The organism is Nitrospira marina, from assembly GCF_059568365.1.
In genome coordinates this window covers 2,242,091-2,256,306 of sequence record NZ_JCANTH010000001.1, presented here as the reverse complement: position 1 = coordinate 2,256,306, position 14,216 = coordinate 2,242,091, and the positions used below count along the sequence as shown (strand labels likewise).

Annotated in this window: 14 protein-coding genes, 2 tRNA genes and 1 pseudogene; 8 read left to right on the top strand and 9 right to left on the bottom strand. The window is 49.4% G+C overall.

Going from position 1 to position 14,216, the window contains the following annotated elements; genetic code table 11:
- Nucleotides 1-46 precede the first annotated feature (46 nt).
- From LX98_RS09275 to LX98_RS09265, 3 genes are all read right to left on the bottom strand, one after another.
- A complete protein-coding gene (locus LX98_RS09275) occupies nt 47-202 on the bottom strand; it encodes a GIY-YIG nuclease family protein (RefSeq protein WP_496430585.1) in 156 nt (51 codons plus the stop codon).
- Nucleotides 145-519 carry a hypothetical protein gene (locus LX98_RS09270; RefSeq protein WP_496428629.1) on the bottom strand — a complete coding sequence of 125 codons (375 nt, stop codon included), beginning with the start codon at nt 517-519 and terminating at the stop codon, nt 145-147. Before LX98_RS09270 ends, LX98_RS09275 begins: the two co-directional genes overlap by 58 nt.
- A 518-nt stretch (nt 520-1,037) precedes the next feature.
- On the bottom strand, nt 1,038-1,625 hold the full coding sequence (locus tag LX98_RS09265; protein ID WP_496428628.1) for a PsbP-related protein: 588 nt from the start codon (nt 1,623-1,625) through the stop codon (nt 1,038-1,040).
- Between the two features lie 20 nt (nt 1,626-1,645).
- On the opposite strand from LX98_RS09265, the gene LX98_RS09260 reads away from it, so the two are divergent.
- On the top strand, nt 1,646-1,948 hold the full coding sequence (locus LX98_RS09260; protein WP_496428627.1) for a transposase: 303 nt from the start codon (nt 1,646-1,648) through the stop codon (nt 1,946-1,948).
- Nucleotides 1,933-2,787, top strand: a pseudogene (locus LX98_RS09255) (IS3 family transposase); the annotation flags it as partial. The gene LX98_RS09260 and the pseudogene LX98_RS09255, both read left to right, overlap by 16 nt.
- Nucleotides 2,788-3,289: 502 nt before the next feature.
- Here LX98_RS09255 and LX98_RS09250 read toward each other — a convergent pair.
- Both LX98_RS09250 and serS read right to left on the bottom strand, forming a co-directional pair.
- Nucleotides 3,290-3,377, bottom strand: a tRNA-Ser gene (locus tag LX98_RS09250).
- 271 nt (nt 3,378-3,648) lie between these two features.
- On the bottom strand, nt 3,649-4,932 hold the full coding sequence (gene serS / locus LX98_RS09245; RefSeq protein ID WP_496428626.1) for a serine--tRNA ligase: 1,284 nt from the start codon (nt 4,930-4,932) through the stop codon (nt 3,649-3,651).
- 384 nt (nt 4,933-5,316) lie between these two features.
- On the opposite strand from serS, the gene rph reads away from it, so the two are divergent.
- The 3 genes from rph to LX98_RS09230 all read left to right on the top strand — a co-directional run bounded on the left by rph (nt 5,317) and on the right by LX98_RS09230 (nt 6,746).
- Nucleotides 5,317-6,042 (top strand): ribonuclease PH, encoded by a 726-nt coding sequence (gene rph, locus LX98_RS09240; protein ID WP_496430584.1) that lies wholly within the window; start codon nt 5,317-5,319, stop codon nt 6,040-6,042.
- 14 nt (nt 6,043-6,056) lie between these two features.
- Nucleotides 6,057-6,692: an XTP/dITP diphosphatase gene (locus LX98_RS09235; protein WP_496428625.1), complete on the top strand. Its 636-nt coding sequence runs from the start codon at nt 6,057-6,059 to the stop codon at nt 6,690-6,692.
- A tRNA-Pro gene (locus LX98_RS09230) sits at nt 6,670-6,746 on the top strand. The genes LX98_RS09235 and LX98_RS09230 overlap by 23 nt, the downstream gene beginning before the upstream one ends.
- Nucleotides 6,747-6,760: 14 nt before the next feature.
- Here LX98_RS09230 and LX98_RS09225 read toward each other — a convergent pair.
- Both LX98_RS09225 and LX98_RS09220 read right to left on the bottom strand, forming a co-directional pair.
- A complete protein-coding gene (locus tag LX98_RS09225; protein ID WP_496428624.1) occupies nt 6,761-6,979 on the bottom strand; it encodes a hypothetical protein in 219 nt (72 codons plus the stop codon).
- Between the two features lie 321 nt (nt 6,980-7,300).
- Entirely contained in the window at nt 7,301-7,741 is a 441-nt protein-coding gene (locus LX98_RS09220; RefSeq protein WP_496428623.1) for an STAS domain-containing protein, read from the bottom strand.
- 715 nt (nt 7,742-8,456) lie between these two features.
- Between LX98_RS09220 and LX98_RS09215 the strand changes: the two genes are divergently transcribed.
- Both LX98_RS09215 and LX98_RS09210 read left to right on the top strand, forming a co-directional pair.
- Complete coding sequence (locus LX98_RS09215) at nt 8,457-9,191, top strand: EAL domain-containing protein (RefSeq protein ID WP_496428622.1); 735 nt, start codon at nt 8,457-8,459, stop codon at nt 9,189-9,191.
- A 299-nt stretch (nt 9,192-9,490) separates the two neighbouring features.
- Entirely contained in the window at nt 9,491-10,381 is an 891-nt protein-coding gene (locus tag LX98_RS09210) for a c-type cytochrome (protein ID WP_496428621.1), read from the top strand.
- 122 nt (nt 10,382-10,503) lie between these two features.
- Here the strand turns inward: LX98_RS09210 and LX98_RS09205 are convergent, their stop codons facing one another.
- Nucleotides 10,504-12,096: an alginate export family protein gene (locus LX98_RS09205; RefSeq protein WP_496428620.1), complete on the bottom strand. Its 1,593-nt coding sequence runs from the start codon at nt 12,094-12,096 to the stop codon at nt 10,504-10,506.
- Nucleotides 12,097-12,414: 318 nt separating this feature from the next.
- Between LX98_RS09205 and LX98_RS09200 the strand changes: the two genes are divergently transcribed.
- Nucleotides 12,415-13,398 carry a multicopper oxidase domain-containing protein gene (locus LX98_RS09200; protein WP_496428619.1) on the top strand — a complete coding sequence of 328 codons (984 nt, stop codon included), beginning with the start codon at nt 12,415-12,417 and terminating at the stop codon, nt 13,396-13,398.
- Nucleotides 13,399-13,553: 155 nt separating this feature from the next.
- On the opposite strand, the gene LX98_RS09195 is transcribed toward LX98_RS09200, so the two are convergent.
- The gene (locus LX98_RS09195; RefSeq protein ID WP_496428618.1) at nt 13,554-14,180 is read right to left on the bottom strand and encodes a hypothetical protein; all 627 of its coding nucleotides are present in this window, start codon (nt 14,178-14,180) and stop codon (nt 13,554-13,556) included.
- Between the last annotated feature and the right edge of the window lie 36 nt (nt 14,181-14,216).

Sequence of the window (14,216 nt, the reverse complement as noted above, 5' to 3'; positions counted from 1 at the left end):
TGTCACGTCGTGGCTCCGGTCACTTTATGAAGGGGAAATATCCCGATTACCACAGTCTTTTCTTGGCGAATGCTCTTTCTGACCCGGTTTTGAGGTAGCGTTCCAACGCAAGTGCTTTTGAGTCCTCAGAAAAGGCGCTAAAGGTTATGAGCTTCCAAGGCTTGAACTTCGACGTATGAACAGATCCGCCACCGTTGTGAATGGCCAGTCGTTGTTTAAATCGGAAGTGATACCGATGTAACTCTGCTTAAGATGTGAATCGCTTTTGATGAGATAGCCATACTTCATTGTGAAAAAGTGGCTGTGTCCTCCTTCGCTCTCTTCTGTGCTGGCCAGCTGGGCAAAGTCTTCGGTATTTTTGTGCTGGCCTGCCAGCCGAAGCCTTGGCGAAGGCTGGCGGAGGGGGTGGGATTCGAACCCACGGTGGCTTTCACCACGCCGGTTTTCAAGATCTAAAATACCAAGAATTAAGTGAAGAAGAATCTTCCAATAAATCAGAGGATTCTTCTGATAAATCAATCGAATCAGATTCTACCGAAGATTGCATCTAGTTGCATAGAGTTTGGGGGAGTTGTCTCAATTAGGTTACATTTTTGGGTACAGTTTGGTGAAGGTAGCCATTCGATGCTTTTCCTGCCTTCTTCTTCAACATAGCCCTTCATGTTTCAGAAATAAGGCCTTCAAAGCAGCCTGTCCGCTCTACTGCATCAGATAAAAAAAGCCAAGGCCTATTTGGCCCAACTTCTCAATTGAAGCAGAAATTTCCCAAAGGGGAATGGATGTTTGAAATATCCGACCTCACCTCCCTCAATATAAACCTGGTGGTTTTCTGAGCAAACCAAAGAAATATGTTTACAAGAGAGGAACCAAGCTAAGGGTTCAAGAGGGGTTTTGATTTACCTCCGTTATCATTCCGATGCTCACCCCAATCTCCGCCTGTGCATGGCGAATTCCTAATCACCATGCACAGCTCAGGCTACTTGGTACTTCCGATCAAAACAGGAGTTTCGAGTTTTTTGACCATACGGGATAGCAAGCTAAAAAACAGATATGCTGTCAATCAAGGGCATGTAATAATTCTTATTTGTTTTCTCAAAATCTGGTGCCCTGGCAGTAAAGCTAATGGTTTGAAATTTGTTATTAATCAAAAAATTAATGGATTTCTGCCTCAATGTCTTACCCATTTTTGAGGATTCAAAAATATATTCAACGGCGTTCACGTTAGCGACGGTTATGTTTTGGCTCGATAGTTTTTTAAATTTGATGACGTGAGATGAGTAATACTCCTCAAAGTCACTAGCCATCCGATCTAATTCGCTTTCCGTAAGAACACCTTTCTTCTCCGTTTTCATAACTTGGAAATTAATATTTTTGTCTGGATCTGCTTTGTTAACAACGAAAATTACAGATGTGGCGCTGGGTTTAAAAGCCCCGTTGGTTTTTTCTAATATTTCCGTTGGTGAATAAATAATCCAATCATTAGAATAATTAAAAGAAAAACCATAGACTTCATTGGAATACACAGTGAAGATTTTTAAATACTTAGATTTCTCTTGTTCCTCTTTTGGTGAAGAAGAGACATCTGGTCTTCCCCTGCTTTTGCGGACACATCTAAAAAGAGCCACAATAGGCCAGGAGGTGTGTCATGGCACAACAGCGGAGGAGATTTTCCAAAGAATTCAAACAGGAGGCGGTGCAGATGGCGAGGGGGACCGATCTGTCCATCAGCCAAGTCGCGAAAGATTTAGGGATTCATACGAATGTATTAAGTCGGTGGTGCCGAGAGCAGGAACGGGATGGGGGAAAGGCGTTTAGAGGACAAGGGGTTCCACGAGATGAAGAAGTGGCCCGACTGAAACGGGAGTTGGCTCGTGTGAGGCGAGAGCGAGATTTTTTAAAAGACGCGGCGGTCTTCTTTGCCAGGGATACGCCGCGAGGTATGCCATGATTGCCTCCTGTCGCAGCCTGTTTCCCATTCGTATGATGTGTCGATTCCTGCATGTCTCGGCGAGTGGCTACTACGCGAGGCAAACTCGGACGAAAAGCCGTCTGGCAACGGCCAATGAGGAGTTAACCCAGGCGATTCGACAAATTCATACGGAGAGTGGTGAGGTGTATGGCAGTCCGAAGATCTGGCAGGAGTTACAAGAGCGTGGGCACGCCTGTGGCCAGCATCGAGTGGCTCGGCTGATGAAACAGGAGAAGATCCAGGGCATTCCCTCGAAGAAGCGTTGGCGGAGTCGAAAGTCAGGTGAGCGCCCTCAGGATGTGACGAACCACCTCGCTCAAGATTTTGGAGCGGAGACCCCGAATACCAAATGGGTCACCGACATTAGGTATATCCGCACGGCCGAGGGCTGGTTGTATCTGGCCGTCGTGCTCGATTTGTTTACCCGACAAGTCATTGGTTGGTCCATGCAACCCCAGCTAGGCCGTGAAATCGTCCTCCAAGCCGTCCTCATGGCGGTGTGGCAACGAACGACTACAGAAGCCGTGATTCTGCACTCCGATCGAGGAACGCAATATACGGCCCAGGAGTTTCAAGCGTTCCTGAAAACACATGGCATCGTAAGTAGTATGAGTGGCGTGGGCAGTTGTTATGACAATGCCGTCGCGGAGAGCTTTTTCGGGTTACTGAAACGGGAACGGGTTCACCGGCGGTACTATCGGACTCGGGCGGAAGCGCAAACCGATATCTTTAACTATATTGAACGGTTTTATAATCGGCAGCGTCGGCATTCCAACTCCAAAGGATTAGCACCGGGGGTATACGCCGAACAGATTTAAAAAACTCTTAACTAACCCGTCCACAAAACCGGGGGAAGACCACTTCCATTCAAACGAAAACCAAGACGCCTCGGGTAATATTTATGGCAGATGATTTCTATCAAGTCTTAGGCAAAGCGAAAGAGCTACGAAACCGAGATTTTCCAATTTGCCCTTTTGTATGTCATATCAACGGGAAATCCTTTGGACAACTCCGTCATGGGTGGAATGTCGCTTGTAAGCGGATTGAGTTGGAGGGAAAGACCTTCCACGATCTTCGACGAACGGGGGTTCGGAATTTGGTGAGAGCCAGAGTATCTGAAACCGTGGCGATGAAGATTTCAGTGCATAAAAATCGGTCGGTGTTTGATCGCAATAATGTCACAAATGAAGCGGACTTGAAGAAGGCTGCGGACCAGATCAATCAATACTTTTCGGACCAAAAGGTTACAAATATGGTTACAGTCGGTAAGTTGACCGATTGGGATTGGGAGAAGACCACGACGCAACCCATTGAAAAATATGGCGGAGGGGGTGGGATTCGAACCCACGGTGGCTTTCACCACGCCGGTTTTCAAGACCGGTCTATTCGGCCACTCTAGCACCCCTCCGAATTATTTAGAGTCAAAAGCCTGAGGATTGTTTGGTAGGACTGGTTCTCACCCAATTGCGGCCTAACTCCAATGACCTGACAAGACCTTCTGTTTGACACGGAATGCAATGAATCTCACAAGGCTTATATCCATTCAAGCTTATAGTAGCCGACTGTAGCAGGAATGTGAACTCTCTAGCCTAATGAAATTTGGTGGGAGTCCGCTAAAATTTTGTGTCATCCAGGAGCTGAAAGATCCCACATGGGAATAGGGTTCATCAATTTTTCACTTATGGAAAAGCAACCGGACGAATGACGCTGACTCCATTCATATAGGGTTGCAAGGCTTCAGGAATATGCACGGTTCCATCGGCTTGCTGATAGTTCTCCAAAATGGCGACCACTGTGCGTCCAATGGCCAGACCTGAGCCATTTAACGTGTGGAGGAATTGAGGCTTGTCCTTTTTTGAACGGAATCGAATATTGGCTCGACGGGCTTGAAACGCGTCAAAATTACTACAGGATGAAATCTCTCGATACCGTTGCTGCGAAGGAAGCCAGACTTCAAGATCATAAGTCTTTGCGGCGGAAAATCCCAGGTCACCGGAGCATAATGCGACGACACGATAGGGAAGTCCCAGTTTTTGAAGAATGGATTCCGCGGCTTGGGTCAGGCGTTCCAGCTGGTCATAGGAGTCCTCCGGTCGGACAAAGTTGACCAGTTCCACTTTTTGGAATTGGTGCATGCGAATCAGGCCTTGGGTGTCCTTACCATAGGATCCGGCCTCTCGTCGGAAACAGGAGGTATAGGCCACAAGGCGCAAGGGGAGTTGCTCTGCATCCAGGATTTCTTCTCGAAACAGATTGGTGACGGGAACTTCCGCCGTCGGAATGAGAAAGAAATCTTCTTCAGGTAGATGAAAGAGATCTTCGGCGAATTTGGGTAATTGCCCGGTTCCGGTCATTGTTGGCCGGTTGACGAGCATAGGTGGAAGCACTTCGGTATAGCCATGTTCTTGGATATGACAATCAAGCATAAAATTGGCCAGCGCTCTTTCCAATAAGGCCCCCAGGCCCATCGACACGCAAAACCTGGCTCCGGCGATTTTTGTGGCCCGTTTGAAATCGAGTATGCCGAGGGCTTCTCCCAGGTCTTGATGGGATTTGACTGGAAAGGGAAATTCCGGTGGAATTCCCCATTTTCGCACTTCAACGTTCTCGTGTTCGTCCTTCCCCGGTGGGACCGATTCGTGAGGAATATTGGGTATTCTGAGGGCCTGGTCTTGTAATCGTTCTTCGGTGGTGCGCAATTCCACGTCCATGGTCTGGATGCGGTCGCGAATTTCTCGAAGAGCGGTTGTGGCATCCTCGCACGGTTGTTTGTTACGCTTCAGTTCGGCAATCTGATCCGATCCCTTTTTGAGCTGGTGGCGAAGCTCTTCGGTTTGAGTGATGAGGACACGTCGTTGGGCCGCTAAGGTCTGGACGGTTTCCCAGGGAATATCGCCAGCCCGGGCACCGAGTTGGGAGCGGAGAGAGTCGAGTTGGTCGCTAAGGATTCGGATATCGTGCATGGTGGCCTGGCAGGGAGACCGAATCTATCATGAGTCCCCATCTCAGTCAATGAATGCAAACCAGAAAACCTTTGTCATTTCCGCCGCAGCCTAGCATCCATGCCGTATCTCTTTCCTCATGAAGACGTGTTTGTTGTCGTGGTGAGTGTGATCATAGCGGGATTGCTGTTCTTTCGCTGGTATGTCGTTCAGGATCGTAAAAAATGATTCATCCGGCTCTCAAAATTAACGATGCAGATTGTTCGTCATTGCCATCCAAATAGATCAGTCATTCTTTCAACCTCATGTGGACAAGGTGTCTGGTGCATTTGTGTTTTGCAGGAGCCCTCTTTATAATTCAACCCTTTTTTTTTAATGTGAGGAATAATGTTACCGACACTTGGAATCCCGCGTACAGATAATCGACGGGCGGATGAACTGCGGCCTGTCAAAATTACTCGTCCCTTTACCAAATATGCCGAAGGGTCGGTGCTTATTGAAATGGGAGAGACGAAGGTCGTGTGTACGGCCTCGGTGGAAGAAAAAGTTCCGCCTTTTTTACGGGACAAAGGACAAGGCTGGATTACCGCTGAGTATGGGATGTTGCCCCGGTCGACCCATGATCGGATGTCCCGTGAAGCCAGCAAAGGCAAGCAGGGCGGGCGAACCTTGGAAATTCAACGGCTGGTGGGACGATCGCTCCGGGCTGTCACGGATATGCATCAAATGGGAGAACGCTCCATTTGGATTGATTGTGATGTGATTCAGGCGGATGGAGGAACACGGACCGCCTCGATCACGGGCGCCTATATTGCCCTGGCTGATGCCTTTACGACTTTGAAAGAGAAAGGGCTGATCAAGCAATGCCCGCTTCTGGATTATCTGGCGGCCATCAGTATTGGAAAGATTGCCGGGGAAATCCGGTTAGACCTGGCCTACGACGAAGACTCTCAAGCGGACGTGGATATGAATTTAGTCATGACCGGGAATGGGCGGATGGTTGAGGTGCAGGGAACCGCTGAACAATCTCCATTTTCCAAAAAAGATCTGGATGAGTTTTTGGCCATGGGATGGGAAGGGATTCAACGCTTGATTAGCTTACAGAAGGAGCTTATCGGCTCTATTGCCTGAGTCGGATAAGGGTGATGGTCATTGATTCTTTAGTTCTGGCAACCGGGAATCGGCATAAAGTTGAGGAAATTCAATCCATTCTCAATGATGTGGGCATACCCATGCTCACCTTGAATGAATTTCCTGATTTTCCGGCTGTTAATGAAGATGGGCTTACCTGTCAGGCCAATGCCGTGAAAAAGGCCGTGGCCACAGCCAAATTTACCGGACACTGTGCCTTGGCGGACGATACCGGGTTGGAAGTGGATGCGTTACAGGGACGTCCAGGGGTCTATGCGGCCCGATATGCCGGCGAGCATGCAACATACGAGGATAACTGTCAAAAACTGTTGCAGGAATTACACGGGGTGCCTTCAGACCAGCGAACCGCCCGTTTTATCACCGTGGTGGCGCTGGCCAACCCGGATGGTGAGACGGAAACCGTTGTAGGCGTGTTAGAGGGAATTATTACCCAGGAGTTTCATGGAACTGGTGGATTCGGGTATGATCCGGTATTCTATGTTCCTCAACTAGGAAAAACACTAGCCGAGATGACTTTTGCAGAAAAAAATCGAATCAGCCATCGCGCTCAAGCGGTGACCAATGCCAAGAGTCTTCTCACCACACATCGCCATTTAGCACAAGAGTCGGGGCGTAGCGCAGCCCGGTAGCGCGCCTGCTTTGGGAGCAGGATGTCGGAGGTTCAAATCCTCTCGCCCCGACCAATAAAAATAACCACTTACGCAATCTCCTTCTCCTCGTTCACTCCTGCGGTCACGGTTTTTGTCTCGGTTCCGTTTTCCATTCCTTCGGAATTAGGCTGAGAGTCAACCTTAGTCACCCCCTTCTTTTCTTTCACCGTTCCATACCTCGCGACCCCTTCAATAGCCTCCTTCAGGTGGGTAGAGGACAGGTGGGCATAACGCTGCACCAAAGCTGTCCCGGTGTGTCGAAGCAAGGCTGCGATCGTGCAGTCACTTTCCAGTCAAAGGTATTATCATTCTTGGTCTTACTCAATCATTCTCTAGGGCAATCGTCCAAGTTCGCCCTTTTAAGGCGAGGGTGGTGATTTCAAATAAAAACCTCGAACTCACTGTTTTTCGAGGATGTACCTCAAAGCTTTAGCAATCCTTTTCTGTTTGTCTCTGCCCAGCTCTACAAAAGGGTTAATCAGCGGCGGACTCCCTATGTGAAAATCGGCGGGGCGTTAAAATTTAATCTGGCCCAAGTAGAACGATGGGTTCAGGATCAAACCGTCATACCCATGGCTAGGAGGTAGTTAGGAAGAAACGGAATTGGGGGCAGGATGGTGACTGATCGCTTCAGGAACGGAGGAATAGATCGAAATGAGTTCCGTCAAATGAAGAGATTCCATCGTATTGCGGACCATGGGGGACGGGGCCACGATACTGAGGCGAACCTGATTGATATGCAAAGCGTGGTACCAGGTAAAAAGGTTGCCCACTCCTCCAAGGTCCATGGTGGCCACGTTGGAAAGATTGAGGATGACGTGGCGGCAGGTTCCTTGGTGGGCCTCCTCAATGAATTTTTCAAGCCTCAGGGTTTGAAGGGCATCCAGGTGTCCAGAAAGAGTCAATACTCTAGTGGTAGGGTGGTTGGAACTATCGAAGTCCTGCATAAGAGGTTTATCGGCAACAAAGAGAGGAGAGTGAAGCGTGTTTGTGGGAAAAGACAAATCATGGATGGAAGGAGCGGGCATATTTGGTTCCGCAATACAGGACGATTGCATTAAACAACAAACCATGGGTGTGTGGTGGTAGAATCCCCGGATTGTGAGGCCAGGCTAGTAGATCGTGTCATCATCCCCTCCTGTTGAATTTCTGAATGCGGAAGGGGAGGCACGAGGCCAGGTAACCACCGCCGACCTAGGATCAGCTAGCCCATTGCCTCTCTTGTTTTGGTGTATCTATTTAACAAACATCTTCAATGAAAAATTTCCCTTTTGATGGCAATTGGGGGGGCAGTTAGACCGTAATACTTTCGGCAATACGAAACGACAATAAACGACTAAACGCCTTGTCAGTATTGACGTTTCTGTGGTACGGTCTAGAAACGTGTTGACTGGCGTTGCAATATGTAATCACCTTTGGGAGCAAGCAGGTTGTCGGAGGTTCAAATCCTCTCGCCCCGACCAAATACTCCGTTAAGACGACCTCTCCTGATATCACCCCGAAAGATTGTAACAGCAAACTTTGCGCCTCTCGCTCAGTTGGATAGACCAGTTTGAACAAAGCAGGCGTTATGTCTCTATGACTCCTCTAACTTTATCTCGTGTTGAGGACGAGAGCGATCGCTTGCTCGCAGTGGTCTAGCTAATTGAGGTAGGATGACGTTGTCCTGACTTGAGCAGCCGTGATTTCATCACCTACTGGATCTTGAGGGTACAATCCATACACAAAAAACGCTCACCAGTCATGTCTACTCTTTCTACTCATACCGTTCGGTCTTCCATTTTCGCTAAGTATCAACCGATCATTGATCTCACCACAAATCGTATCGTTGGCTGTGAAGCCCTTGCTCGGTGGCGAGCGGATGGTGGACGTGAGATCAGTATAGAACCCGTCATTGACGAATTCGAATCGCAGGAAGACTTAGCCTTAGAGTTAACCACCTGTATGTTCGCCTGTCTTAAAGCGGATTTAGGCACCCTGCTGCTCGAACATCCCACGTTTTCAGTGAGCGTGAATCTGCCCCCCATTGTGATGGGGAAAAACAAGATCTTGCCGGTCCTGGAACAATTAGGTTTGATACCCCATCTTCCACAGCTCACCGGGGAAATCACTGAACGGCAAGCACTCAATGAGAAAGGCCGGGATGCCATCCGCCTGGCTCGGCAATTAGGTGCCAGAGTGGCCATTGATGACTTCGGCACCGGGCATTCAGGACTGCAACAACTCATTGACTTGGAAGTGGATACCCTTAAAATTGACCAATCCTTTATTCAGCAGTTGGGAACCAATGTTGCGGCGGAACGTCTGGTGCGTGGGATTGCAGCCTTGGCCACTATTCTCGAGGTGGATATTGTTGCCGAGGGCATTGAGACCCCGGAACAAGCGGACTTTCTTCGGGCTATCGGGATCGAAAAGGGACAGGGATGGTTGTGGGCGAAAGCCCTCAACGCCCATGAATTGTATGCGTGGTTGGACTAGCGCTGCCAAGTGTCATGTATGTTCATAAGCAAAGAGGAATCGCCTTCCATTAACAGCCAGGATTGATTCCTTGGAAGTTCTACCCGCTGTCTCTTGACGGTAAGCCGACAGGCCACAGGATACTCCTCATTTCATCCTAATTAAAAAATATATTCGCCTAGCAAACAGGTGTGTTGAAAAGCTGTCGTGGGGCAGGAATGGACCGAAGCGGTGTGTGACTTTACCGTGCTTTTGGCCTGGTCTATACTCAGCAACTATCAATCAGAGTTAGTTGATCGGTAAGAGGAAAGGGGTATGGTATGGTACGCTCAGGTCTATCTGCATGGAGGCCTCCTGTCTTTCTACTCGCTCTTTTAAGCGTGGTGCTTTTTTCGCCATTCGAATTGGCCTTTGCAGGAGGAGCTGAAGGCAATCCTGTGAAGGTGACGGATGTCACCCACGGAGATCCCGCCGCGAAGTTCCTTCACAAAGGTACTCTTCCATCGGTCGATGATGTTCCTGCCGGGCCAAAGGGCGAGGCCATTCGGTACGGATTTGAACTCATTGTCCACACGCAGCAGCATTTAAAGGAGTATGTCGGAAACAGTCTGACATGTCAGAATTGCCACCTTGGTGCCGGGCGAACTCCCCATGCCGCCCCCTTCGTAGGGCTGTATTCTCTGTACCCCATCTATCGAACAAAGAATGACAAGGTCACGACCCTCGAAATGCGTATTAATTCCTGCTTCCGACGAAGCATGAATGGCAAGCCTCTCCCATATGACAGCAAAGAGATGACGGCACTGGTTAGTTACATGGCCTGGCTGTCTGAGGGAATTCCAGTTGGGATTGAAATTCCAGAACGCGGGTTCCCACGCATTGAGCCAACCCGGCCGCCGAATCCAACCCAAGGAAAGAAGCTGTTTACGGCGAAGTGTGCGGTGTGTCATGGGCTTCATAGCGAAGACACCGCTGTTGCTCCTCATTTATGGGGTCCATATTCTTTTAACAATGGGGCTGGTATGGCACGAATTCCCACGCTGGCCGCATTCATCAGACACAACATGCCGCGAGACCAGGGAGACACGCTCACGAAGGATGAGGCCTATGATCTAGCCGCATTCATTTTGAGCCAGCCTCGTCCGGATTTTCCCGATCGAATTCATGACTATCCGAAAGGGCATGACCCGGACAAAGCGCCACTGTTCTGATTCAGAATCAATAGGGCCTGGCCCCTTCAGGTGAGTAACACCCTGATCTCTTGCCAACGCATTTTACAGGCCAATCAAACGACCTGCCTCTTGCCCTCGAAGGACATTCCGCCAAGACAGCATTAAAATGTTAATGTCGTTGACACATAGAAATACGTTGAATTTTTGTTATTGGGTTTTCCCGGTTGTTGCAGGTTTTCAATGAAACTTCCTTTCAATAAATACGCCAAGCCCGTTTCGAATACCACGTTTTCTGTCGCGATCCAATGAGCTCGTGCCTCGAAGTGTTGTCCCAGAAATTTTCCGGCCTTGCCTGAGCGATCTTGTAGGCCCGTCCCGACCCATTGGTCCTTGGCTTGGGCAAGCCAGAAAAAACGATGCGCCACAAAGAAGGAAAAATCCTTACTGGGTGTCAGGTGCAGACGATAACCGGGCGAGTTGATATTCGAACGACGGAAGGGGCCCCAAATACCAGCCGGATTTAATTCGAAGTTCACACCTCCAAAGAGGGTATCGAATCGTTGATCCTTATTGTCGTTGGGATTGCGGTCACCGCTGGCATAATCATATTGGACCAAAAAGCGGGGAGTCCAGGGGATGTCGAAGGTATAGCCCACCTCAAAATGCTGGAAATGTGCAAAATGATCAATCGTCTGAGCGCTCCCGGGTGCTTCCGCCAGATTCCCGAATTGCCAGATTGATTCAATTTCGTAATCCATCTGTCCTACGGCATTCGGCTTAAAAATGCGTAACCCCGGTGTCTGGAAATGACGTCTTCGGCTGTCGGTATTGGGGGGGCGATCTGTTTCATTGAGAAAATACACATATAAATCGGTTTGGAGCCAGGAGATCTGTCGCTGTCCAAGAAAAAATCCCCAGAACATCGTTCCGTGTTCTTCAGTATCGCCTTTATTCTCATACTGGAATACCGGTTCGACGACAAAGCTTCGGAGATGTAATTTCTCTTCTCCCAGGGCCAAATGCAGTCCGGTGAATGAAACCGGGACATTCCGGAAGTTTCCTCTTCTGATCAATCGTCGGTTACCGAAATCCATGGTGAACCGCCCAACCGTGAGTTCGGCCGGGACTCCGAGTCCGAACAAATTCGACGAGCCCAAGCCCCCATAGAGTTGGAGGATGTCTGTTTGATCTTCAGTCCCACTCGGAATTGTGGACCCGTTGTCGGTTAGGAAGGCGCGGGCGTCGATAAATTCCGTAAAGAAACGGATCGGATCATATCGGATTCCCAATCGCACGAGGGTATGAAGGGGAAGCTGCTGATCGCTGCCAACCTGATTGAGTCGAAACGGCTCATTATAGGTTTCGTACCGCGTGCGATGTTCAACGCCCAGATGCAACCATCGAGGTCCGTCGATCGTGTTTTCGATGGTGAAAGGGCTTTTTCGCAGCACGCGTATCGATCCATCAGGTCGCATGATCGCGCGCTGCTCGGTGGTTCCTTGATCTAAAATTTCCCGGTTTAATCCCGGAGACGTCTCACCGGGTTGACCTGACTGGTTGGCGGGCGTTGTGTCAGAGAGAGCTCCAATCAGAGGGCCCCCTTCAGTTTCTCCGACTGCAGTGCCTTGAGTGAAAGATAGGAGCACTGCGATCCCGGAGCCGATTAACACCGTGGTTCCTGCTTTCCGTACTACCTCAAACACGCCGACATCACTTTCTTGGCCTGATAGGGTCGATGGAAGGTACCGGGCCACTTTCCTTGCGACATGTCACCATGTCATCTATTCTCGACATGATTGTATGTTGAAGCCATTGTTCATAAGGCAATTCGTCTGGTGGTACCTCTCTCCCCGCAGAGGGGAGTCGAAGTCAATGTCCGAAGGATATCTGAGTCTATTTTTGGTGTGATGCCATGTCAATGAGGCCATGTCAGAATAATGATGATTGGGTTGTGGAGGTGGACACATGCCTCTGTCTTGGCCGGTGCCATTAATTACTCTGGAGCGAAAAAACACTCTTTCATTGGGTCCTGTAAATCCTTATGATGCTCACCTAATGAAGCGGTGGATCTCATGCGTGGTGCAATCCACAGTGCCCGCATGTGTTTGGGTCAACCAGGAAAAGGAGACGTGGCGATGGGACTGAAATCGTGGTGGGACAAGTGGCTCCGGCCTATTCACATCACCGGTTGTATGCTGTTGGCGATGGCAGTAGATGGAACGGCACTCGCCAAAACGCAGCCGGTCAGAGATTTTACGGTGGTTGTTCAGGAAAAGACCATTGAACTGTTAGGCCAACCCAAAAAAGAAGTGACCGTCTGGGCATTTGGCTTGGAAGGCCAGGAAGCCACGGTTCCGGGTCCGGTTATTCGAGTACCCATGGGGACCAGGGTGCGAGTCCATTTTAAAAATACCCATGTGTTGCCTCATAGTATGCACTTTCATGGGGTACACCCCTTCAATATGGATGGAAACGGTATCCGAGAATTGGGCAAGGAACAGTTACAGATGCCCGGAGAAAGCTATACCTATGAATGGACTCCCGCTGCACCAGGTTATTACCTCTACCACTGTCACTTCGATACGGCTAATCATATGGACCATGGGATGTATGGTTTTTTTATTGTAGAAGATCCTGCCTGGCCTAAGGTGGACCGCGAAATACTGACAGTTTGGGACGAGTGGGACATAGATGGCGATGGACGGTACGACACGCATACGATCAATTCCAAATCCACGCCGGACGAAGAACCGTTGACCGCCAAGGTTGGAGAGACGGTTCGCCTCGTTATGGCCAATGTCGGTGCAGAGGTCCATGCGCCCCACATGCACGGTGTCAAATGGACCGTCCTTGACCCGGATGATCTGACTCCCATTGACAAGGATTACAATGGGGTCGTCAGCCTGGCTTCCGCTCAGATAAAAGTGGTCGAATTCGTCCCGTCAAATTTGGGCACGTGGCTCTTCCATTGCCATGTGTTGCCCCATGTGGCGGATGATGGACTCTATCATCGAGGAATGCTCACCCGGCTCAACGTCCTGAAAGGACCATCGTAAACGATTCAGCCGAAAATTCGCTCTGTCATCGCCGGTTAAATTGAGTTTCGGCTTTAATATGACATTCGGATCCTGTCCCTCATGTATGGCCAGGAAAATCTCCAGGTGAATATTCTCTCTATGGTCGTGAGATTGGCCTGACCCTAATTTTTTATCTAATTATTTTCAAATATCGGCGGTGAGGCCTCCATATCGGTCGTTCTCCAGTTGAAAAAGAAAAATGCCGTATAAACAGTTTGCGTCACCGATCCTACCTGCGGCTCGGTGGAGAGCACAAAACGTCCGGATGCTCTGTCGAAAATATCAAAATAAAAGCGCACATAGCCCTGGCTTTTCACACGTTTATAGAAAGCCAATTCGGGTGTGGCTATGGGAAATATCGTTGCCTGAGTGGCCGGTAGCCCCAACAACCTCGCGTTTTGGGTCGTCCCGATGGACTCCACGATTAAATGCACACGATAGGTTGCATCCTCTTCTTCTTCCCGAATGATCACTCCCTGTTTTCCTAGCCATCCGGCCACGACCTGCTTCATGTGATGATTGATGACATCTCCATTTAAACTCTGGTCCACCCTCAGATCTGTAGCGGTCAGGAGGATTGAGGCTTCTTTGAGAAAGCCCACATCATAATTCTTCAGGCCTTTGTTGATTGCTGAGCTGAATAACAATTGCTCGGTGGGGGTCAGGGGATCCGTCGCCTTTTTTGATGGTATGGCGCAGCCGGACAGACTCAGGATCAGCCAACAAATCATGATGCCTCGCACGGTCTTTAATCTGGTCATCTTTCCTTATTTCCTCGTTTTAGAGTAATGGTCTAA